Source organism: Bacillus mojavensis (assembly GCF_012648005.1).
Lineage (GTDB): Bacteria > Bacillota > Bacilli > Bacillales > Bacillaceae > Bacillus > Bacillus mojavensis.
On the sequence record NZ_CP051464.1, the window covers coordinates 3,270,230 to 3,291,548 of the forward strand.

The window sequence follows — 21,319 nt, forward strand, 5'->3', positions numbered from 1 at the left end:
CGCCGAGATTTCTCTCGGCGGTCATTTTATTACTTGTTTAAGTTGTAGAAAGAGTTAATACCGTGGTATTGAGCAGTTTCAGCCAACTGATCTTCGATGCGAAGAAGCTGGTTGTATTTCGCAACACGGTCCGTACGTGACGGAGCACCTGTTTTGATTTGTCCTGCGTTTGTTGCCACAGCGATGTCAGCGATTGTGCTGTCTTCTGTTTCACCAGAACGGTGAGAGATAACAGCAGTGTAGCCTGCGCGTTTCGCCATTTCGATCGCATCGAATGTTTCAGTCAATGTACCGATTTGGTTTACTTTGATCAGGATAGAGTTGCCTACGCCGTTTTTGATACCTTCAGCAAGTTTTTTCGTGTTTGTAACGAAGAGGTCATCACCAACAAGCTGAACTTTTTTGCCAAGACGCTCAGTAAGAAGCTTGTGGCCTTCCCAGTCGTTTTCGTCAAGTCCATCTTCGATAGAGATGATTGGGTATTTAGAAACCATTTCTTCGTACCAGTCAACCATTTCAGCAGACGTTTTCACAACGCCTTCGCCAGACAGATGGTATTTGCCGTCTTCTTTGTTGTAGAACTCAGAAGATGCAGCATCCATTGCAAGTTTTACTTCTTCGCCAGGTTTGAAGCCGGCTTTTTCGATTGCTTCAACGATTGTTTGAAGCGCTTCTTCGTTAGAACCAAGGTTTGGAGCGAATCCGCCTTCATCACCTACAGCTGTGTTCATTCCTTTAGCAGAAAGAACAGATTTCAGGCTGTGGAAGATTTGAGCGCCCATGCGAAGTGCTTCACGGAAGTTAGGAGCACCTACAGGCATGATCATGAATTCTTGAATATCTACGTTGTTGTCAGCATGCTCTCCACCGTTGACGATGTTCATCATCGGTACAGGAAGCGTTTTTGAGTTGAATCCTCCAAGGTATTGGTAAAGAGGAATCTGTAAGAAATCAGCAGCAGCACGCGCACAAGCCATAGATACGCCAAGAATTGCGTTCGCACCAAGTTTGCCTTTGTTTTCAGTACCGTCAAGCTCGATTAAAAGCTGATCGATTGCGTTTTGTTCAGTTACATCAAAGCCAAGAAGCTCTGGAGCAATGATTTCGTTTACGTTGTTAACAGCTGTTAACACGCCTTTTCCAAGGTAACGGTCTTTGTCGCCGTCACGAAGCTCAACTGCTTCGTATTCACCTGTAGAAGCTCCGCTTGGCACTAATGCGCGGCCGAATGCTCCTGTTTCTGTATATACTTCAACTTCAACTGTTGGGTTGCCGCGGGAGTCTAATACTTCGCGTGCATAAACATCAACAATGTATGGCATGAGTTTGTCTCTCCTTTGATTTTCAGCTTATTTTTGAATTAAAGATGTTCCAGTCATTTCTTTCGGTTTTTCAACACCGAGAAGGTCTAATAACGTTGGTGCAAGGTCGCCTAGGATTCCGCCTTCACGCAGCGTGATGCCTTCTTTCGTTACAATTACAGGGACTGGATTTGTTGTATGTGCAGTGTGCGGTTCGCCTGATTCTGTAATCAGAATATCAGCATTACCGTGATCAGCGGTAATGATGGCGTGTCCGCCTTTAACGAGAATCGCGTCAACGACTTCGCCTAAGCATTCGTCCACTGCTTCAATTGCTTTAATTGTAGGTTCAACCATTCCGGAGTGGCCGACCATGTCTGGGTTTGCGAAGTTAAGGATAATCGCGTCATGCTTGTCAGCTTCGATTTCTTTGACAAGCGCGTCCTTCACTTCATACGCACTCATTTCAGGCTTCAAGTCGTATGTTGCGACTTTCGGCGAGTTGATAAGAATACGCTCTTCACCCGGGAATTCAGCTTCACGGCCGCCGCTCATAAAGAACGTGACGTGCGGATACTTTTCAGTTTCTGCAATTCGAAGCTGTTTTAATCCTTGCTGAGATAATACTTCTCCGACTGTATTATCAAGATTTATCGGTTTAAACGCCACATAGCCGTCAACTGTTTCACTGAAGTGAGTCAAGCAGACGAAATGCAGGTTTTTCGGATAATTCTCGCCGCGGTCGAAATCGCGGAAGTCTTTGTTCGTGAACGTGTTAGAAATCTGGATGGCGCGGTCCGGTCTGAAATTATAGAAAATCACAGAATCGCCGTCTTGGATTTTCGCAACAGGCTCACCGTTTTCTTTTGTGATGACAGATGGAATAACGAATTCATCGTGAATTCCATTCGCATATGAATCATCAACAACATCCAATGCGCTGCGGTAAGTCGGGCCTTCGCCGTATGCCATTGCACGGTACGCTTTTTCTACACGGTCCCAGCGTTTATCGCGGTCCATTGAGTAGTAGCGTCCGGAAATGCTGGCGATTTCTCCGACACCGATTTCCTTGATTTGTTCGTTCAGCTGGTTGATGTACGTTTTCGCTGTTTGCGGACCTACATCACGGCCGTCAAGGAAGCCATGGATATATACCTTTGTCAGCCCTTCTTTTTTCGCAAGCTTTAACAGCGCGAATAAATGATTGATATGGCTGTGCACACCGCCGTCTGATAAAAGGCCGAACAGATGCAGGGCTTTGTTGTTTTCTTTCGCATTGCTGATCGCGTCAAGGAATGTTTGATTTTGTTCAAACTCTCCCTCGCGAATGGCAACATTTACGCGTGTTAAGCTTTGATACACAATACGGCCCGCACCGATATTTAAGTGCCCTACTTCGGAGTTCCCCATCTGTCCGTCAGGAAGACCTACAGCCTCGCCTGAAGCAGTCAGTGTCTGATGAGGATACTGATTCCAATAGCGGTCAAAGTTCGGTTTTTTCGCCAAAGCGACTGCGTTCCCTACTGTTTCGTTTCGTAATCCGAACCCATCAAGAATGATGAGTGCAGCTGGTTTTTTACTCATATTGACCTTCCTCCAATAATTGAACGAATGACTGTGGCTCAAGGCTCGCGCCGCCGACCAAAGCACCGTCAATATCGGACTCTGCCATATATTCTTTAATGTTTGCAGGCTTTACGCTTCCGCCATATTGAATGCGAAGCTTGTCTGCCGCTTCTTGGCCGAAGCTTTCAGCGACGGTTTTACGGATATGCGCACACACGTCGTTCGCATCTTTAGATGTAGAAGATTTGCCTGTTCCGATTGCCCAGATTGGCTCATAAGCAATAACAGAAGCTGCAACTTGTTCTTCAGAAAGACCCGCTAGGCCTTTTTTCACTTGGTCAGCCACAAGATCATTTGTTTTGCCGGCTTCACGCTCTTCAAGCGTTTCACCAACACAGATGATCGGCACAATACCGTGTTTGAAAGCAGCATGTGCTTTTTTGTTAACTGTTTCATCAGTTTCAGCGAACATTTCACGGCGCTCAGAGTGGCCGATGACGCAGTAGTCAACGCCAAGGTCTTTCAGAGCAACCGGGCTGATTTCGCCTGTGAACGCGCCGCTTTCTTCAAAGTGCATGTTTTGAGCGCCGACTTTAAGGTCAGTGCCTTTCACAGCAGAAGTCAGCTTTTCTAAGAAAAGCGCTGGCGCGCAAACAACAGCTTCCGCTTTGTCTGCTGCTGGAATGGAAGATTTCACTTCTTCAACGAAGCTGACAGCCTCGCCGAGTGTTTTGTTCATTTTCCAGTTACCGGCTATAATTGGTTTTCTCATCTGTTCCACTTCCTTATAGCAGTTTTAAAATTATTTATCGTTCAGTGCAGCTACCCCTGGAAGCTCTTTGCCTTCCATGAACTCAAGAGATGCGCCGCCTCCTGTTGAGATGTGGCTCATTTTGTCAGCTAGGCCGAATTTTTCAACCGCTGCTGCAGAGTCTCCTCCACCGATGACAGAGTATGTATCTTTCGCCTCTGCCAATGCTTCCGCAACCGCTTTTGTTCCTTGAGCGAACAAATCGATTTCGAATACACCCATCGGTCCATTCCACACGACAAGTTTGCTGTTTTTGATGACATCAGCATACGTTTCGCGTGTTTTCGTACCAATGTCGATTGCTTCTAAATCACTAGGGATTTCAGAGATCGGCACAATTTTTACGTTTGCATCGTTAGAGAAATCATCTGCAACGAGTACATCTTCAGGCATGTAGAAGTTAACGCCTTTTTCTTTCGCGCGATCCATAAATGTTTTCGCAAGCTCGATTTTATCTTCTTCAAGAAGAGATTTACCAACCTCATAACCAAGCGCTTTAACGAATGTGTAAGCAAGACCGCCGCCGATGATCAGGTTGTCTACTTTATCAAGAAGACTTTCGATGACGCCGATTTTATCTTTTACTTTCGCTCCGCCGATAATGGCAGTGAACGGACGATCAGGGTTGGAAATTGCTTTTCCGAGTACGTCAAGCTCTTTTTCCATTAAGAAACCTGCAACCGCTGGCAGATGCTCAGCAATTCCAGCTGTAGATGCATGGGCACGGTGGGCAGCACCGAATGCGTCATTCACATATACATCTGCAATCTCAGCAAATGCTTTTGCAAGCTCAGGATCATTTTTCTCTTCACCAGGGTAGAAACGTACGTTTTCCAATACAAGAACGTCTCCGTCCTTCATGTCGGAAATTTGCGATTTTACAGCATCACCGTATGCTTCATCCGCTTTTTTCACTTCTTTGCCAAGCAGTTCGCCGAGGCGTGCAGCAACAGGAGTTAAACGAAGCTCCTCAACGACTTCGCCTTTCGGGCGGCCTAAGTGGCTCGCAAGAAGGACTTTCGCGCCTTGGTCTGCAAGGTGTTTGATTGTCGGAAGTGCAGCACGGATACGTGTATCGTCTGTTACTTCCCCGTCTTTCATTGGAACGTTAAAGTCAACGCGGCAGAATACAACTTTGCCTTTTACGTCGATGTCTTTGAGAGTTTTCTTATTCATGCTTTAGGAGATCCTCCTTCAAAATGGTTTGCATGCAGCACGAAAAACGTGAAACCGTCTGATCAAGCGATGACTCCGCGAGGGCAGATCGCATACTTTTCGGCACAGGGCAGATCGTCTGAAGCCAGGGCAGTGGCCGCAGGCGAAGGCGCCGGAAAGCTGCAAAGCGCAGATGCTTCTCTTTCACAGAACGTTTTCTGAAAGCCGGTCTTCATGGAAAAAGGGAAAGGGAGTCCGTCCCCTTCCCTTGTCCGCTTTCATTATAGCGCTTCTATTCAAAAGAACCAAGTATGGTCCTTTTTTCAGCTATGAATTAAAGACCTTTTTTAGCGATGTAAGCTGCAAGGTCAACAACGCGGTTAGAGTAGCCGCTTTCGTTATCGTACCAAGAGATTACTTTTACCATGCTGCCTTCCATAACCATTGTAGAAAGAGCATCGATTGTAGAAGAATTTTTGTTTCCGTTGTAGTCGCCAGAAACTAATGGCTCTTCGCTGTAGCCAAGGATTCCTTTAAGATCTCCTTCAGCTGCTTCTTTAAGAGCTGCATTTACATCTTCAGCTGTTACTTCTTGGTTCAGTTCAGCAACCAAGTCAACTAAAGAAACGTTTGGAGTTGGAACACGCATTGCTCCGCCGTTCAGTTTGCCTTTTAGTTCAGGAAGAACTAGAGAAACTGCTTTAGCAGCACCAGTTGAAGTTGGGATGATGTTTTCAGCTGCTGCACGCGCACGACGGTAGTCTTTGTGCGGAAGATCAAGAATTTGCTGATCGTTTGTGTAAGAGTGAACTGTTGTCATCATACCGCGTTTGATGCCGAATTTGTCGTTAAGTACTTTTGCAAACGGCGCAAGGCAGTTTGTTGTGCAAGATGCGTTAGAAATAACGTCGTGGTTAGCCGCATCGTATTTATCTTCGTTAACACCCATAACGATTGTGATATCTTCTTCGTTAGCAGGAGCAGAGATGATTACTTTTTTCGCGCCAGCTTCTAAGTGTTTCGCAGCGTCTGCGCGTTTTGTGAAGAAACCAGTAGATTCAACAACGATTTCAACGCCTTGTTTACCCCAGCTAAGTTTAGCAGGATCGCGTTCTGCAGAAACTTCAATTGTTTTACCGTTAACAACAAGGTTGTTACCGTCAACTGAAACCTCAGCGTCTAATTTTCCGTGTACAGAATCATATTGTAAAAGGTGAGCGAGCATGTTAGCATCTGTTAAATCGTTAACCGCTACTACCTCAACTTCAGGATTGTTTAATGCTGCGCGGAATACGTTACGTCCAATACGACCAAAACCGTTAATACCGACTTTTACTGCCATGATTGTTTCCTCCTTTAAATAAGTGAGAGATATTTATATTGAGGGATTATTCATCCCTTAATAACTTCTTTGCGGCTCCTTCGTCAGTGACGAGAACCGTGTTGCGCGGCTTTTTAAAGTAAGCCTCGATCGCCCCGGCTTTTGATGATCCGCCGGCTACCGCTATAATATCGGGAATGGCGTCTATGTCATCCAGCTGCATTCCGACAGAATGCACTTTGTGGACCACTTCGCCGTCCGCGTTAAAGTAGTAGCCGAACGCTTCTGTCACCGCGTCTTTATCATCTATTTTCTTTAAGTCTTCTAAAGGTGTGTTTCTCCGCTCAGCCATAGTTTTAGCTTCGCCGATTCCGTGAACCAGCATACTCGCTGATTTAATCGTGTTCAGCACCTCTTTGACAGAAGGTTCTTCAATAATAGATGAATAGGCGCCTTGTGACAGCTGTCCCGGAACAAACAAAAGCCGGTAAGTGCCTGAAGCCTTTTCCGCCATATGCGCGCATATGGTGTTCGCCTGGTTTTTTACGTCTTCGCCTAAACCGCCTCTTGCAGGCACAAACAAAAGCTCGCGGTTTTTAGAATCCGGCGTCATCATCTCGGCGACAGCTTCAATTGTCGTACCGCCGGTCACAGCGACGATATTTTTGCCTGAAAATCTTTTTTTCATACATGCGACAGCCGCTCTTCCCATTTCTTTTTTGACCCATGGGGATTGGTCGCTGTCTCCGGATACGATAATGACATCCTTTAGATTTAATCGTTCTTTTAATGTCTTTTCCAAAAGCGTCAAACCTAAAACATCTTTCATCGTATCTTCTAAAACGGAAAGCAGTTCATAACCCTCTTCTGTCAGCGTCATGCCGTTTGTTTTAATATCGACCAGATTCTGTTCCTTTAAAAACTGAACCTCGCTTCTCAGCACACGCTCGCTGATTCCGAGACTGGCAGAGAGGCTTCTGCGGCCGATGGGTTCTGTCAGCCTGATATACTGCAAGATTTCGAACCTCTTTTGCATAACGAGCAGAAGATCAGGCAATAATTTTTTTTGAGCTTGTATTAACTGGTTCATGACTCAAACGTTCCTTCCTTTTTTTGCTGGACACCAAACGTCCCGCTATGACAAAAAACGTCCCATCATAGCCAAAAAAAATTATTTCTGCTTTCTTTAATTATTTTAACAGGGTGGAAATGTTTATTCAACTGTTAAGAGCCAATTCATCGACAATATTCGCGCAGTTTTATGCAGCTGCGTTTCTCTTTCATTATTTTTCCCTCTATATTTCTATCTTATACAGCAAACCTTTAATGGTGCGCACAAAATAAAAAGCCCTTCTCAATCGAAAGGGCTTCACTTTTTAAAGCGTTTTCATTTTATCCAAAGCTTTTCAATCTCTTCGAGCGATTTATTCTTCGTCTCCGGACAGATTGTGACGACAAACAGGAAGCAGAGAATGTTAATGACGGCAAAGATCCAGAACGTGTAGGCCAGCCCGAACGAGCTGATCATCATCGGCACAAACTGCCCGATCGCCCAGTTTGCTCCCCATAAAAAGATGGTGGCGATCCCAGCTGCTCTCGCCCGCAGATGGTTCGGGAAGATTTCAGAAATCATAATCCATGTGATCGGCCCGACCGATACACAGAACGCGGCGACAAAACCTAATATAAAGAAGATCAGCATAAATCCGCTTGTTAACTGAAAATAAAACGACGTTCCGATTAAGATCATGAAAATCGCCATAAAAGCTGAACCGATGGACATCAGTTTTTTGCGCCCAACTTTATCAATCAATAAAACCGCGATAACAGTAAAAATGACCTCCACGACACCGACAATACAGGTTGTCACAAATCCGGCATTTTGTCCGAATCCCATCATTTTAAAGATTTCCGGCCCGTAGTAGGTGATGGCGTTCATGCCGATCACTTGATTAAAGAGCGCCAGCAGGATTCCAATAATAAGCGCTTTTCTGAGGCCTGGTTTGAAGAGCTGTGATAGTGAGCCCATTTGTTCTATTTTTAAAGAGTTTTCAATGTTCTTCAATTCTTCTTTTGCGACAGTTTCTCCATTAATACGTGTCAGTATCGATAACGCTTCTTTTGTTCTGCCCGCTTTCGCCAGCCATCTAGGACTTTCCGGCACGACCAGCAGGACAAGGAAAAAGATAATGGATGGCACCATTCCGTAAGCGAGCATCCATCTCCAGCCGGTTTGCACGCCCCATTCATATGTTCCGGAGCGCTGGACAGCGAGATTAATAAAGTACGTTGCGGAAATACCCAGTATCGTAAAGAGCTGATATAAGGAAGATAAACTTCCGCGTATGGCGGGCGGCGCCGCTTCCGTAATATAAGTGACGGATAATGACGAACCCATTCCGATCCCCAAACCTCCGATAATCCTCGCAATGATTAAGGTCGACACGTCTTGTGAAACAGCAGAAACAACTGCTGATACCGCAAATAACAGGGCCGCTGTCATTAAGATTTTTCTGCGCCCGAACCAGTCGCTTAAAAACCCGGATATCCCGACTCCCACAACTCCTCCAATCATAATGCTTGAAATGACAAGCCCCTCCATGAACGGACTCAGGCTGTATAAATCCTTGAGAAAACCAATAGCACCAGAAATAACTGCAGTGTCATAGCCGTACAATAAACCGCCAAGCCCCGCCGCGCATGATATCAAAATCACAAATCCCATTGAATGGCTTCTTGTTACAGGAGCATTTGGTTCTAATTGAGTTGGAGTGTTCTTCATTTCTCTGCCCTCCCGAAAGTTGAGTAAAGCGTTTACATTTTCTATTACAATTGTACGTACTTATTTAAAATTTTAACGAAATTTGCTCTTCATTAGTACGTACAAATATAGAATAATCCTGTTTGTATTTTCTGTCAATGTTTTCTTGTATAGATCACTGTGATATACTAAAATTTGTCCGTATACATTTTGGAGGAATAGATATGTTACCAAAATATGCTCAAGTAAAAGAAGAAATCAGTTCATGGATTAATCAAGGTAAAATTCTGCCCGATCAAAAGATCCCTACCGAAAACGAGTTAATGCAGCAATTTGGCGTCAGCCGGCATACCATTCGTAAAGCCATTGGAGACCTCGTATCGCAAGGGCTGCTATACAGCGTGCAAGGAGGGGGCACCTTTGTCGCTTCACGCTCCGCTAAATCAGCGCTGCATTCCAATAAAACGATCGGCGTTCTGACGACCTACATATCAGACTATATTTTCCCGAGCATCATTAGGGGAATCGAGTCTTATTTAAGCGAGCAGGGATATTCTATGCTTTTGACAAGCACAAACAACAATCCGGACAATGAACGCAGAGGATTAGAAAACCTGCTGTCACAGCATATTGACGGGTTGATTGTAGAACCGACCAAAAGCGCTCTGCAAACGCCGAATATTGGCTACTATCTCAATTTAGAGAAAAACGGCATTCCTTTTGCGATGATTAATGCGTCATACGCCGAACTTGCCGCACCAAGTTTTACTCTCGATGATGTGAAAGGCGGCATGATGGCTGCGGAGCACCTGCTCTCTCTCGGCCATACGCACATGATGGGTATTTTTAAAGCTGATGATACACAAGGTGTCAAACGGATGAACGGATTTATACAGGCACATCGTGAGCATGAGTTATTCCCTTCCCCGGATATGATTGTGACGTTTACGACGGAGGAAAAGGAATCGAAGCTGCTGGAGAAAGTAAAAGAGACACTGGAGAAAAACAGCAAAAACATGCCGACTGCTATCCTTTGCTATAATGATGAAATTGCACTGAAGGTGATTGATATGCTTCGGGAGATGGATATCAAGGTGCCTGAGGATATGTCCATCGTCGGATATGATGACTCTCATTTCGCGCAAATTTCCGAGGTGAAATTAACCTCCGTGAAGCACCCGAAGTCTGTTCTGGGTAAAGCTGCCGCAAAATATGTTATTGACTGTTTGGAGCATAAAAAGCCTAAGCAGGAAGATGTCATTTTTGAACCTGAGCTGATCATCCGTCAGTCCGCAAGAAAGCTGAATGAATAAAAAAGCAATGTATGGGTTTCCCCTTTACATTGCTTTTTTATGGCCTTTATCTGTTTTTCCAAATGTCAGCCACGATTTCAAATGAACGCATTCTGTCAGCGTGATCAAAGGTTTCTGAGTTGACCATAATTTCATCGGCCTGAGTTGTTTTGACAAAGTCTTCAAGCTTTTCCTTCACCTCTTCAGGACCTCCGACGATGGTTGAACTGAGCTGTTGATGAACCATTGCTTTTTCATATGGGCTCCAGATTTGATCCATGTCTTCTACTGGCGGCTTCAGCTGGTTTGGCGTACCGCGGACAAGATCAAGGAATCGCTGGTAATGGGATGTAGCCAGGTGCTGTGCTTTCTCGTTTGTATCTGCGGCGATAATCGTTACGCCGACCATCGCATACGGTTCGTTGAGCACTTCTGACGGCGTAAAGGAATTGCGGTACAGCTCCAAAGCGGGAACCGTATTCGCCGGTGAGAAATGAGCAGCGAATGCAAACGGAAGGCCCAGTTCACCTGCCAGACGGGCACTAAAGTCGCTTGAGCCCAGCAGCCAAATCGGCACATCTATGCCCTCTCCGGGAATGGCGCGGACTTGATTGCGCACATTTCCTGACGGTTTAAAGTAATTGCGCAGTTCCTCTAATTGTTCTGGGAAATCTTCACCGCTGCTGATGTTTCTGCGGAGCGCCCTTGCAGTCAATTGGTCTGTTCCCGGCGCACGTCCGAGCCCCAGATCAATCCGTCCGGGATACAGCGTTTCCAGGGTGCCGAATTGTTCAGCGATTACAAGAGATGAGTGGTTCGGGAGCATAATGCCGCCGGAGCCGACGCGGATTTTCTTTGTGCCGCCGGCAATATGGCCGATCAGTACGGCGGTGGCAGAGCTTGCGACACCTTCGATATTATGATGCTCTGCAAGCCAATAACGGTGATAGCCCCACTCCTCTGCACGGCGCGCCAAGTCCATGCTGTTTCGGAATGACTCTGCTATCGTTCCCCCTTGAACAACAGGAGATAAATTCAAGACAGAAAGCAAGGTATCTTTGCGTTGGTTGTTAGACATATTGTTCTCCTTTGCAGTTGTGATATAAGTAAACAGCCTCATGCTGTTACGTCTCTATCGAAAGGACTTCTATCACACCTTAACACAACTGCGTTTAGGATGAAAAGAATTTGATTCGATGAAATTCGAACAATAAAAAAGGCGTTCATCATTTGATTTTTATACAAAAAGCTCCTGTGCCATCTCAATGAAAAGCTTAGCCGCCAAAGAAGCCTCATGTAATGAAGGAACGGCAAGCTGCACATCCCGATACACCTGCGGATCGAGATCCCTAGTCACCACATGCTCCGGCAGCGTCATCCCCGACATCGACATTTCTGATAAAATCGCCAGCCCCAAGCCTTCTTTGATCATGCTGATCGAGGTGTTAACGTTATAGACAGTGAAAGCAGTGTGCAGCGTTGAACCAGCTTGCTTGAACTTATCGATAAAAGGGGATTCATAGCCGCCGTCGCAGACAACCATCGGCTCACAATCGAGATCTTTCAGCGTAATGGCTGATCGGCTGCACAGCGGATGATCATCACGCAGCACGACGACCATTTTGTCTTTTTTCAGCCGAATGTACTCCATCTTGTCTGCCGGATACAGAAGAATGCCGGCATCAATCATCCGTGTATGGAGCCACTCCTTGACTTCGTCTACGGTTCCTTCATGCAAAACAAGCTCCAATTTCGGATACCTTTGTTTAAACTCGCTGATCAGCTTCGGCATAAAATAAGCGGAGGCGGTTGGAAATGTGCCGATATGAATCGTCCCCAGCTCAAGCCCTTTTTCTGCCGCTGCGACCTGCTCAACTTTTTCGATTCCTTTTAACACTTCTCTGATATGGACTAAGATCTTTTTTCCCGTGTCCGTCAGCATCAGGCCGTTTCGGCGGTCACGGATGATCAATTTCACATCAAGCTCGGCTTCAATCGCAGAAATAGCATGGCTGACAGCCGGCTGTGTCATGTTCAGCAACTGTCCCGCTTTTGTAAAACTCCCCGTTTCAGCTACTTTGACGAAAACTCTTAATTGTGTAATGGTCATAACTATTCACTTATGCTCCTCATAAAAAAGATTCATTTTATTTATCTTATGTTCTACCGTATCATATGATAGAAATGATCTACAAGGAGTGATCAAAAATGAAACAGCTATCAAAAACGCGGGCAGCGCTCCTTCTCGCCTTTCTCGTTATCATGTGGGGCATCAATTGGCCGCTGTCGAAAGCCGCGCTCGCCTTTTCGCCGCCTTTATTGTTTGCGGGCATCCGGACGCTGATCGGCGGGCTTTTATTAGTGATTGTTGCACTGCCGCGTATTCATAAACTGCGTTTTAAAGAGACGTGGCCGATTTATCTTGTTTCTGCTCTTTTAAATATTACGTTATTCTACGGACTGCAAACGATCGGGCTGAATTATCTTCCGGCTGGTCTGTTTTCAGCTATCGTATTCTTTCAGCCGGTGCTGATGGGTGTCTTTTCTTGGATGTGGCTCGGCGAATCCATGTTTACGTTGAAAGTGATCGGGCTTGTGCTCGGTTTTGCCGGGGTTGCTGTCATCAGTGCCGCGGGCTTTGGCGGGCATATTTCTGTCATAGGGGTTCTGCTGGCTCTAGGTTCCGCGCTCAGCTGGGCATTCGGAACAGTATTTATGAAAAGAACAGGCAGCCGCGTCGATTCCATCTGGATGGTCGCCTTGCAGCTGACGATTGGCAGTGTATTTTTGCTCGTATCCGGCTTCTGGACAGAGAGCTTTTCCGCGATCCAATGGACAGTCCCATTTGTCGCCAGTCTAATGTTCATCTCAGTGTTTGTCATCGCGCTTGGCTGGCTTGTTTTTTTTACGCTTGTCGGTTCAGGAGAAGCAAGCAAGGTCGCGTCCTACACCTTCTTGATTCCGCTCATTTCAATCGTAGCCAGCTCCATTTTTCTGCATGAACCGCTTACCTTAAGCCTCTTGGCGGGTCTGCTGCTGATTGTCACAAGCATCTGCCTCGTGAATTCAAAATCAAAAGCACAGAAAGCTGCGTTGATCTGTGTAAATGAGAAGGCTTCACAATAATAAAACCCTCTTGTCGGATGTGACAAGAGGGTTTCTTATTTACTGGTGCTTGCGGCCTTTGACCAAATATGCAACTGTAATCAAAAGGTAGATCGCCGCAGTAATGCTGGTAATGACAATTGACGTTGTCATGATGACCCCGATCAGAATGGCGAGTAACGCCAGAATCGCAAACCATGTGGTGTACGGGAACCATTTTACATAATAGGCTGGTGTTTCTGTTTGCCCTTTTCTCGATTTCAAATGAGCGAATCCGATGATCAGCCAAATAAATAAGACTGTATATCCCAGTGACCCCATTAAGTAATTAAACGTCTGGCTTCCGGCGAACAGAGAAATCAATACACCAATATATAAAGAAGAAGTGCACATCAGGATCGCAAACATCGGGACGTTTTTCGATGAAAGCTTAGAAAAGACCCGCGGCAATCTTCCGTCAGTTGCCTGTGTATACAAAATGCGGGACGATCCGTATAAACCTGAATTCATAGAGGAAATGATGGCAAGCAGGATGACTGCATTCATGATATGGTCTGCCCCCGGAATGCCTACCATTTTAAAGACCATCACAAAAGGACTTTCTGGAACTGAATTCACTTGATTCCACGGGATCAGACTGACAATGATGAAAAACGGCAGCAGGTAGAACGCGACAATCCGTGTCAGTGTGCTGCGGACAGCTTTCGGAACAACCTTTTCCGGGTTCTTTGTTTCAGCAAGCGTCACTCCGATAATTTCTGTACCGCCGTAAGAGTAGATCACGACAAGCATCGCCGTAATCAGCCCTGTGCCGCCGTGCGGGAAAAATCCGCCGTGCTCTGTCAGATTCGAAAACCCGGCCGCTGTATGATCACCGAATGATACAAATAAGAGCAGCAATCCTAATAAAATAAAAATAATAATAACGGTAATCTTGATCATAGCCAGCCAATATTCCGTTTCGGCGAAAATTTTTACAGAAAGCAAGTTCACAATTGTAACAACAAGAGAAATTGCTAATGCCAGCACCCAGATCGGGCAGCCCGGCAGCCAATATTGAATAAAAATTGCAGCGACAACAGCTTCAGCTGCAATGTTAAGCACCCACATTTTCCAGTAGATCCAGTCCAAGAAATATGCAGCGTAATTTCCTAGCACCTGCTGCACAAGATCACGGAAGGTTCTCGCGTTTCGGTTGCGCACAGCCATTTCTGCAAGCCCCTGCATAATAAACAGCAAAATAATGCCGCCGAGCAGGTATGCAATAATGACCGATGGCCCTGCCACATCGATTGCCGAGCTGCTTCCTTTAAATAAACCTGCACCGATTGCTCCGCCCAGCGCCATCATCATAATATGGCGGGATGTCATCGTGCGTTTTAACGTCTGATTGTCCTTTTCCATCCTTTTTTCCCTCTCCTTCTCGTCTTCAAAAACAAAAAAGCCCGCCGTCTCCTATCTATACGAATAGATAAAGAGACGACGAGCCTTCGGCTGACCGCGGTACCACTCTTGTTGATTCTTCCTAGAAGAATCCAGCTTTTTGACCCTGTAACGAAGGTTAGCCGTTAAAACATAAGGAATATTCAATCTATTCCGTTTCGTCCTACCACTCCCGGGCGAGTTCAAAGAAGAATCAGACTGCGTCGCACCACCCCGCAGCTCTCTGTTACTGATCCTTTCTTTTACTGCTCCCATTCTATGTGTTTTAGTTTTCTGAAAAACTCAAATTTTACGTTCTGAATATATTAACATAATATACGTGCTTCTGTTTTCTCTGTCAATAACTTGCGAGAAAAAACAAACTGTTATTTTGTCCCTTTTTGAACGGACTTCCAGAAGGATTCCGATTCGTGTCCTAAAGCGTAGACAGAGACACCGGCTATTTTATATTGTTTCGCCAGGCGGCTTTTTGTTTCGATTGTTTTTTCATTTTCATACCAAACGACATGTTTATGTTTCTTTTTGTCAATGTAAGAAAACGTCATAGAACCTGTTTTTTTATTGAATGCCGGCTTTGCTTTCTGCTTCTTAATGAGGGACTTGATGTCATTCCATTCCCTCGCTGAGCTGCCGCTCCCGTCTTTCAGATCCCAATCATAGCCGTACGCAGGGACCCCCATGATCACTTTATTTGCTTTGATTTTTTTGACAGAAAACTGCAGCGAGCGCTTGATCCAGCTTGTGCTTGCCACTGAGCCAGGTTCGCCCCAAATGCCGTGTTCGTCGTAAGTCATGACTTGTACATAGTCCGCATATTTTCCGATTTTCGCATAATCATACGGCCAGCTCCAGTCATCGTTTTTATTATCGGCGCTTTTGGCCGGAAGGGATACCATTGTTTTGATATGTTTCTTTTTCAGAGCTTGTGAGACATATTGAATGAAGCTTGAGTATGCAGAACGGTCTTTCGGATTAACTGCCTCAAAGTCAATATTGACTCCGTAATAGTGGTGTTTTTTTGCCAAAGAAATGAGCTGGTCAGTGAATCGTTTTCTCGCTGTTTTGTCAGTCATGACCCGATGCGCTAAGTTTCCGTCAAAATCATAAATAGCGTCATTATAATTGGAAATGACGGCCCACGTTTTGATTTTATTTTTCTTCGCGTATGTAAGCTGCTTGCTCGGGACATCGCCAATCACACGTCCGTTTTTATCAAACGCAAACGTATCAGTGGCGATAGAGTTGATATATTTATGATACTTCGTAAGAGAATTGTATGATGCCGTATCCCCAGTTGTATAGCCTAATGTCATACCGGCCGCCTTTGCTTCTGTTTTTGTATACATAAACAGAACGATTGCTATCGCTAGTGAAACAGCTATGATCAGCCATTTTTTCATTTCGTTTCCTCCTTTTTCACGTCATACTCTTCTCATCGGCCAAATTTTTGGAAAATGAAGTTTTTTCAAGCAGAAAGCCCGGCATAGGTAGCCGGGCTTTCTGGATCAGCGGTCAGATATGAGAATATAAGCTGCTTTTACCGGACCGTGAACACCGACCACCAAATCCATTTCGATGTCGGCGGAGTTGCTCGGTCCTGTAATGTAGTTAATGCATGAGGGAACCGTGATGCCGTCAGCAATATTTTGCCGGATGATATCACTGGCTTGTGTCATTCTCGGCACGATGCTTGATTTTGGCACAATGGCGATATAGGTTGTCGGCAGAAGGCTGACAGAGCGGCCGATGTCTTTTGAAGAATAAAGGACAACCGTACCCGACTCGGCCAGTGTGATTTCACTGAATGTAATCCCCACATTGGCTTGCTCCGCTTTTTTGATATTTTCTTCACCTTTGTCAGCATCCCATTCCCAGACTTGCGTTCCTTCACCAGGCCAGTCTTTGGTGAGCAGGCTTTTTAAACCGTAAGCCTCAAACCGGGGATCCTTGGGAATGATGACAGGCCCTCCGGAAAACCGGCTGACTTGTTCACGCAAGGCATCGTACAGACCGGTTGAATCCGTCTCAATCAGCTCAGTATGGATTTTGACACAATGGTTTTTGAGCACCGTGACTAAATCATCGGGCGAATACCCTTCAAATGTTTTATATTGCGGCTGATGCGCCCACTCAGGGACGGCCACGCCGCCTGTTCTTCTTTCACGGCCAAGGCGTGACGCGATCCGGTTTAAAAAGCTTTCTTGATTCTGAATGGTTCCCTTCGTCATCACTGCTCCTCCTTTGTGTGCTCAGCTGTCTCTCTGTCTGTAAACCAGTCTCTGAATCTTGATTTATGCGGTGCCGGGAAATCGCGGATTTGCGTCCAGCCTTTTAGCGGACCGGGTCCTTTCGAAATTTTGTCATCCTCTGTAAAAGGCGTCATGGCGGCAGGCGCCCATTTTGAGCCCATTTTATAAAGCGACAAAGAGGAAGACCCAAGACCGAACGCTTTCATCGCAAGCTTTTCACTGATCGGCGCTCTGCCTTCTTTTTCGACGATGTTCTGACGATGCTTGAGAAGCAGCTCATGAAGCGGAATTTTGACCGGGCAGGCTTCTGAACAAGCTGCGCACAGTGTAGACGCGTACGGCAGCTCCTTGTAATCGTCATAACCGCCGAGCAGCGGCGATAAAACGGCTCCAATCGGCCCCGAGTAAATCGAGCCGTATGAGTGTCCGCCGACATGGCGGTACACAGGGCAGACATTGATACAGGCCGCACAGCGGATACATTGCAGCACAGACTGAAATTCGGTGCCCAGAATGTTGGACCGGCCGTTATCCACGATGACAAGGTGGAATTCCTCCGGGCCGTCGATTTCGTCTTCCAATTTTGGGCCGGTTAAGGCCGTAATATAACTCGTCAGCCGCTGTCCGACAGCGCTTCTTGTCAGCATGCCGACAAGCACTTCAAATTCGGAAAATGACGGGACAATGCGTTCCATTCCCATGACAGTGATTTGTGTTTTCGGCAATGTCGTGACAAGCCGCCCGTTTCCTTCATTGGTTACAAGGCTGACTGAACCCGTGTCGGCAATGGCAAAGTTGCAGCCGGTAATGCCGATGTCGGCTTCCAGAAATTTTTGCCGCAGGATGCCGCGCGCATGCATGACGAGCTCTTCCGGTTTCTCTGTCTGTTTATAATCCAGTCTTTCTTTAAACACATCGCGAATCTGCTCTTTATTTTTATGAAGAGCCGGCGCCACAATATGTGACGGCGGGTCGTGATCATCAATCTGCAAGATATATTCGCCGAGGTCGGTTTCGACCACTTCGCAGCCTTCCTTCTCCAGCACTTCATTCAGATTGATTTCTTCCGTCACCATAGATTTAGACTTTACGATTTTTTTGCCGTTTTTCTTTTGAATCACGCTGCGGATATAAGAGGAAGCTTCTTCAGCTGTTTCAGCAAAATAAACGTGTCCTCCTCTGTTTGATACATTGGATGCTAGCTGTTCCAAATAAAAATCAAGATTTTCAAGGACATGCTGTCTGATCTCCTCAGATAACGAACGCCATTCTTCCCAGTTTCCCAGCTCTTCGGCCGCTTCCAGCCGTCTCGTCCGCAGACGCTCCTGCGCACCCGAGACAGCGCCTCTCATAAATTCATTATCGATCCCCTGTGATACCCGCTCTTTAAAAGCGTCAGTACCGATTTTCATCGCCATGATCCTTTTCCCCCTCTGTATCAAGTGTTATCTGCTGTTGAGCACTTCGGCGATGTGCATCACTTTGACATTCTTGTCCTTACGATCAAGCCGACCTCCGATATTCATCAAACAGCCGCAGTCAGCGCCGATGAGCACCTCTGCTCCCGTATCCTCCACACATGCGACTTTCTCATCAACCATCTGCTCAGAAATCTGCGCCATTTTGACAGAGAATGTTCCTCCGAATCCGCAGCAGTTGTGTTTCCCCGGAAGTGACGTGAATTCAAGCCCATTTACATGGCTCAGCAGTTTCATCGGCTCCTCCGATACGCCGAGCAGCCTTGTCATATGGCATGACGTATGTAAGGTCGCTCTTTTATGAAGGGTTGCGCCGACATCCTCTACCCCAAGGACATTGACGATAAAATCGGTTAATTCATACGTTTTATCGGCCAGCTTCTGCGCTTTATCCGCCCATTTCGGATCATCTTTAAACAGGTGCGGATACTCCCTGAACATTGTGGTGCAGGAACCGGATGGACTGACGACATAATCTGACTCCTGAAACGTTTCGATCATTCGTTTCATTGCTTTTTTGGCGTCATTTACGTAACCGCTGTTGTAAGCCGGCTGGCCGCAGCAGATCTGCCCCTCCGGAAAATCAACCTCACATCCGAGCCGCTCAAGCAGCTCTACCGTTGCTTTTCCTACGTTTGTTTGAAACATATCAACAAGACAAGTGACAAAAAGTGAGACTTTCATGATGAACCCCTCTCTCATCCCCAATATATGATCTGGTCATCTGATGACCTGAAGTTAAAGCATTTACCAATATCGTACACTATTTGGACACAAAATTGAAAGCATTTTCTAATGATTTCAGCAATAAAAAAACGCCTGTACATAGGACAGCGCGTTTAAAAAAGCGATACTGCTTTTTCATGTTCTTGCACACACTTTCTGTATTTCTTATATGTTTTCACAAAGAGATAAAGAAACGAAAGACCTCATGAGCGCAAAAGCATTTCAAACAAAAAAGCACCGACGACCGCTGAACCTGACATATCCATAACCCCGATGTATAGTACAAGCTTTGCGGACGGACAGATAAGAAAACCAGAAAATAACCATGTAAATAAAAAGGAACCTGGTTCTGTACGATTCACCAGGTTCCTCATTAAATCCATCCTTTCTCCTCAGCTATACTAGCCGCTTCTGTCCGATTTTTTGCATTCAGTTTTTGGATGATTTCTGAGATATAGTTTCGGACTGTGCCTTGAGATAAATAGAGTTCAAGTGTGATGTCTTTTGTTGTCTTGCCTAAAGCAGCCAGCCGCAGTATTTGTTGTTCTCTTACAGTCAGCGGATTTTCATCACGAATCATGTTGAAGGTTAATTCCGGGCTGAACATCCGTTTTCCCTTTACACACTTTCGTATGGCATCTGCCAGATCGTCGATTTCCCCATCCTTCAAAAGATACCCGTGTACGCCGGCTTTGACGGCGCGTTCAAAATATCCGGGGCGGGCAAAGGTTGTCAGAATAATGACCTTGCTTTTACAGCCTTTTTTCATTAGCTCCTCTGCAACCTCCAGCCCGCTGTAAACCGGCATTTCAATGTCCATGATGCAGACATCCGGCTCCAGCTTGAGAATGGCTTTCAGCGCCTCTTCTCCATTTAACGCTTGTCCGATGACCTTCATATCCTCTTCCAGGTCAAGCAAGGATCCCAGAGCGCCTAAAAGCATTCGCTGGTCCTCGGCAATAAATAGACGAATCATCTATTTCGTCCTCCTCCTATCATTCTGCTTTTCTAATGAGCGGAATCGTCAGTGTCAACACCGTTCCGTTTTGGGCTGAAAGAGTCAGTCCTCCGTCAATAAACATCAGCCGCTCTTCCATTCCCCGCAATCCATTCCCAAACATCTTCTCCTTCACCGCTCCTGTTCCGTCGTCCCGTATCACAACGGTCATTTTGTCGGCATATTGAGAAATGGTGACTGCACAATGGGTCGCTTTGCTGTGCTTGATGATATTTGTCACTGCCTCCCGCATACACATACTGACAATATTTTGAGTGACGGGAGAGATGTCTGAAAAATCTTCGGTCCCTTCGTATTGAAAGGTAATATTACCCGCTCTTAAAATGTGCCGAATGTTGGCTAGCTCTTCCGTCATGGTGACCGTTCTCATATCCGCAACAAGCTCACGAACTTGTTTGAGTGCCGCACGCGAGCTTGTTTCCATTTCTTTCGCTTCAAGCTTGGTCCGTTCTGCATCTGCTGCCGCCAGCCGCTGAATCAGCTGGCTTTTTAACGTGAGGAGCGAGAGGGTATGGCCGAGTGTATCATGAAGATCGCGTGCTATCCGAACACGTTCCTCCCTTTTGGTGAGTTCCTTTATATGTTCGTTGGCTTGGTCAAGCTTTTTTTCAAGCTCTATCCTTCGAAACATGGAACGAATTCCGAAGGGAGAAATCAGCATAATGACCAGAAACGGCAGAACAGAAAACAGCTCCCTGATCGAGGCCGAATCCGCCAGAAAATGATACACGCAAGGAAATACCAGCATGAAAACAAGACCAAAGAAAGCACGGTTGAACTTCGTTTTCTCGCGGTAATAGCCCACAAAGTTTGCCGGGAAAAAGCCTAAATAAATATAGCTGATATGATAAAACAAACTATAAATAAAAATAATGGCCATTTGCGCGCATAACCAATACGTAAATGAAGGTCTGTCCGCACTGACGAACAATTGACGATATGTCACAACAAATAGGAGCAGCATGCCATATCCCAGCACTTGTTTGCTGCCCGATTCTCTCAATAAAGAAAGAAACGGCATAATGGTATACACCAAAAAGATATAAGGGAAAAAACCGAATTGCTTGGGGAATATGGATTTTATAAGTTTCAT

20 protein-coding genes and 1 other annotated feature are annotated in these 21,319 nt (G+C 45.8%); of the genes, 3 read left to right on the forward strand and 17 right to left on the reverse strand.

Annotation, left to right across the window (positions count from 1 at the left end; translation table 11 throughout):
- Positions 1-29 precede the first annotated feature (29 nt).
- The 4 genes from eno to HC660_RS17135 are packed head-to-tail and all read right to left on the reverse strand — an operon-like array spanning position 30 to position 4,854.
- Entirely contained in the window at positions 30-1,322 is a 1,293-nt protein-coding gene (gene eno, locus HC660_RS17120; RefSeq protein WP_003151625.1) for a phosphopyruvate hydratase, read from the reverse strand.
- A 27-nt stretch (positions 1,323-1,349) separates the two neighbouring features.
- Positions 1,350-2,885, reverse strand: coding sequence for a 2,3-bisphosphoglycerate-independent phosphoglycerate mutase (gpmI, locus tag HC660_RS17125; protein WP_168748778.1), 1,536 nt, complete (start codon positions 2,883-2,885; stop codon positions 1,350-1,352).
- Positions 2,878-3,639 carry a triose-phosphate isomerase gene (gene tpiA, locus HC660_RS17130; RefSeq protein WP_010331914.1) on the reverse strand — a complete coding sequence of 254 codons (762 nt, stop codon included), beginning with the start codon at positions 3,637-3,639 and terminating at the stop codon, positions 2,878-2,880. Before tpiA ends, gpmI begins: the two co-directional genes overlap by 8 nt.
- Positions 3,640-3,669: 30 nt before the next feature.
- Positions 3,670-4,854 (reverse strand): phosphoglycerate kinase, encoded by a 1,185-nt coding sequence (locus tag HC660_RS17135; protein ID WP_010331915.1) that lies wholly within the window; start codon positions 4,852-4,854, stop codon positions 3,670-3,672.
- A 48-nt stretch (positions 4,855-4,902) separates the two neighbouring features.
- Here HC660_RS17135 and HC660_RS17140 point away from each other — a divergent pair, with 48 nt between their 5' ends.
- On the forward strand, positions 4,903-5,055 hold the full coding sequence (locus HC660_RS17140) for a hypothetical protein (RefSeq protein ID WP_154648864.1): 153 nt from the start codon (positions 4,903-4,905) through the stop codon (positions 5,053-5,055).
- A 112-nt stretch (positions 5,056-5,167) separates the two neighbouring features.
- Here the strand turns inward: HC660_RS17140 and gap are convergent, their stop codons facing one another.
- From gap to araE, 3 genes are all read right to left on the reverse strand, one after another.
- Complete coding sequence (gene gap / locus HC660_RS17145; protein ID WP_010331916.1) at positions 5,168-6,175, reverse strand: type I glyceraldehyde-3-phosphate dehydrogenase; 1,008 nt, start codon at positions 6,173-6,175, stop codon at positions 5,168-5,170.
- A gap of 46 nt (positions 6,176-6,221) precedes the next feature.
- On the reverse strand, positions 6,222-7,244 hold the full coding sequence (gene cggR / locus HC660_RS17150; RefSeq protein ID WP_010331917.1) for a gapA transcriptional regulator CggR: 1,023 nt from the start codon (positions 7,242-7,244) through the stop codon (positions 6,222-6,224).
- A 297-nt stretch (positions 7,245-7,541) separates the two neighbouring features.
- The gene (gene araE, locus HC660_RS17155; protein ID WP_168748779.1) at positions 7,542-8,936 is read right to left on the reverse strand and encodes an arabinose-proton symporter AraE; all 1,395 of its coding nucleotides are present in this window, start codon (positions 8,934-8,936) and stop codon (positions 7,542-7,544) included.
- Positions 8,937-9,139: 203 nt separating this feature from the next.
- Here araE and araR point away from each other — a divergent pair, with 203 nt between their 5' ends.
- Positions 9,140-10,228 carry an arabinose utilization transcriptional regulator AraR gene (gene araR / locus HC660_RS17160; RefSeq protein ID WP_010331919.1) on the forward strand — a complete coding sequence of 363 codons (1,089 nt, stop codon included), beginning with the start codon at positions 9,140-9,142 and terminating at the stop codon, positions 10,226-10,228.
- A gap of 46 nt (positions 10,229-10,274) precedes the next feature.
- On the opposite strand, the gene HC660_RS17165 is transcribed toward araR, so the two are convergent.
- Positions 10,275-11,285: an LLM class flavin-dependent oxidoreductase gene (locus HC660_RS17165; protein WP_010331920.1), complete on the reverse strand. Its 1,011-nt coding sequence runs from the start codon at positions 11,283-11,285 to the stop codon at positions 10,275-10,277.
- Between the two features lie 159 nt (positions 11,286-11,444).
- Complete coding sequence (locus HC660_RS17170; RefSeq protein WP_168748780.1) at positions 11,445-12,317, reverse strand: LysR family transcriptional regulator; 873 nt, start codon at positions 12,315-12,317, stop codon at positions 11,445-11,447.
- Between the two features lie 98 nt (positions 12,318-12,415).
- Here HC660_RS17170 and HC660_RS17175 point away from each other — a divergent pair, with 98 nt between their 5' ends.
- Positions 12,416-13,333, forward strand: coding sequence for a DMT family transporter (locus HC660_RS17175; RefSeq protein WP_168748781.1), 918 nt, complete (start codon positions 12,416-12,418; stop codon positions 13,331-13,333).
- A 39-nt stretch (positions 13,334-13,372) separates the two neighbouring features.
- Here the strand turns inward: HC660_RS17175 and HC660_RS17180 are convergent, their stop codons facing one another.
- The 8 genes from HC660_RS17180 to HC660_RS17215 all read right to left on the reverse strand — a co-directional run bounded on the left by HC660_RS17180 (position 13,373) and on the right by HC660_RS17215 (position 21,319).
- Positions 13,373-14,716, reverse strand: a complete 1,344-nt coding sequence (locus HC660_RS17180) for an amino acid permease (RefSeq protein WP_010331923.1) — start codon at positions 14,714-14,716, stop codon at positions 13,373-13,375.
- A gap of 68 nt (positions 14,717-14,784) precedes the next feature.
- Positions 14,785-15,023: a binding site (T-box leader), on the reverse strand.
- Positions 15,024-15,120: 97 nt separating this feature from the next.
- Positions 15,121-16,155: a glycosyl hydrolase family 18 protein gene (locus HC660_RS17185; protein WP_168748782.1), complete on the reverse strand. Its 1,035-nt coding sequence runs from the start codon at positions 16,153-16,155 to the stop codon at positions 15,121-15,123.
- Positions 16,156-16,260: 105 nt separating this feature from the next.
- Positions 16,261-16,983, reverse strand: a complete 723-nt coding sequence (lutC, locus tag HC660_RS17190) for a lactate utilization protein LutC (protein ID WP_168748783.1) — start codon at positions 16,981-16,983, stop codon at positions 16,261-16,263.
- Entirely contained in the window at positions 16,983-18,422 is a 1,440-nt protein-coding gene (gene lutB / locus HC660_RS17195; protein WP_010331926.1) for a lactate utilization iron-sulfur protein LutB, read from the reverse strand. Before lutB ends, lutC begins: the two co-directional genes overlap by 1 nt.
- 27 nt (positions 18,423-18,449) lie before the next feature.
- Positions 18,450-19,166, reverse strand: a complete 717-nt coding sequence (locus HC660_RS17200; RefSeq protein ID WP_010331927.1) for a (Fe-S)-binding protein — start codon at positions 19,164-19,166, stop codon at positions 18,450-18,452.
- Between the two features lie 245 nt (positions 19,167-19,411).
- Positions 19,412-19,570, reverse strand: a complete 159-nt coding sequence (locus tag HC660_RS17205; RefSeq protein ID WP_154648865.1) for a hypothetical protein — start codon at positions 19,568-19,570, stop codon at positions 19,412-19,414.
- Between the two features lie 11 nt (positions 19,571-19,581).
- On the reverse strand, positions 19,582-20,184 hold the full coding sequence (yvfU, locus tag HC660_RS17210) for a two-component system response regulator YvfU (RefSeq protein ID WP_010331928.1): 603 nt from the start codon (positions 20,182-20,184) through the stop codon (positions 19,582-19,584).
- Positions 20,185-20,203: 19 nt separating this feature from the next.
- Entirely contained in the window at positions 20,204-21,319 is a 1,116-nt protein-coding gene (locus HC660_RS17215; RefSeq protein ID WP_168748784.1) for a sensor histidine kinase, read from the reverse strand.

Bases quoted from the DNA above. Each gene is read 5' to 3' on its own strand.
- eno (WP_003151625.1), bottom strand. From the start codon at position 1,322: ATGCCATACATTGTTGATGTTTATGCACGCGAAGTATTAGACTCCCGC.
- gpmI (WP_168748778.1), bottom strand. From the start codon at position 2,885: ATGAGTAAAAAACCAGCTGCACTCATCATTCTTGATGGGTTCGGATTA.
- tpiA (WP_010331914.1), bottom strand. From the start codon at position 3,639: ATGAGAAAACCAATTATAGCCGGTAACTGGAAAATGAACAAAACACTC.
- HC660_RS17135 (WP_010331915.1), bottom strand. From the start codon at position 4,854: ATGAATAAGAAAACTCTCAAAGACATCGACGTAAAAGGCAAAGTTGTA.
- gap (WP_010331916.1), bottom strand. From the start codon at position 6,175: ATGGCAGTAAAAGTCGGTATTAACGGTTTTGGTCGTATTGGACGTAAC.
- cggR (WP_010331917.1), bottom strand. From the start codon at position 7,244: ATGAACCAGTTAATACAAGCTCAAAAAAAATTATTGCCTGATCTTCTG.
- araE (WP_168748779.1), bottom strand. From the start codon at position 8,936: ATGAAGAACACTCCAACTCAATTAGAACCAAATGCTCCTGTAACAAGA.
- araR (WP_010331919.1), top strand. From the start codon at position 9,140: ATGTTACCAAAATATGCTCAAGTAAAAGAAGAAATCAGTTCATGGATT.
- HC660_RS17165 (WP_010331920.1), bottom strand. From the start codon at position 11,285: ATGTCTAACAACCAACGCAAAGATACCTTGCTTTCTGTCTTGAATTTA.
- HC660_RS17170 (WP_168748780.1), bottom strand. From the start codon at position 12,317: ATGACCATTACACAATTAAGAGTTTTCGTCAAAGTAGCTGAAACGGGG.
- HC660_RS17175 (WP_168748781.1), top strand. From the start codon at position 12,416: ATGAAACAGCTATCAAAAACGCGGGCAGCGCTCCTTCTCGCCTTTCTC.
- HC660_RS17180 (WP_010331923.1), bottom strand. From the start codon at position 14,716: ATGGAAAAGGACAATCAGACGTTAAAACGCACGATGACATCCCGCCAT.
- HC660_RS17185 (WP_168748782.1), bottom strand. From the start codon at position 16,155: ATGAAAAAATGGCTGATCATAGCTGTTTCACTAGCGATAGCAATCGTT.
- lutC (WP_168748783.1), bottom strand. From the start codon at position 16,983: ATGACGAAGGGAACCATTCAGAATCAAGAAAGCTTTTTAAACCGGATC.
- lutB (WP_010331926.1), bottom strand. From the start codon at position 18,422: ATGGCGATGAAAATCGGTACTGACGCTTTTAAAGAGCGGGTATCACAG.
- HC660_RS17200 (WP_010331927.1), bottom strand. From the start codon at position 19,166: ATGAAAGTCTCACTTTTTGTCACTTGTCTTGTTGATATGTTTCAAACA.
- yvfU (WP_010331928.1), bottom strand. From the start codon at position 20,184: ATGATTCGTCTATTTATTGCCGAGGACCAGCGAATGCTTTTAGGCGCT.
- HC660_RS17215 (WP_168748784.1), bottom strand. From the start codon at position 21,319: ATGAAACTTATAAAATCCATATTCCCCAAGCAATTCGGTTTTTTCCCT.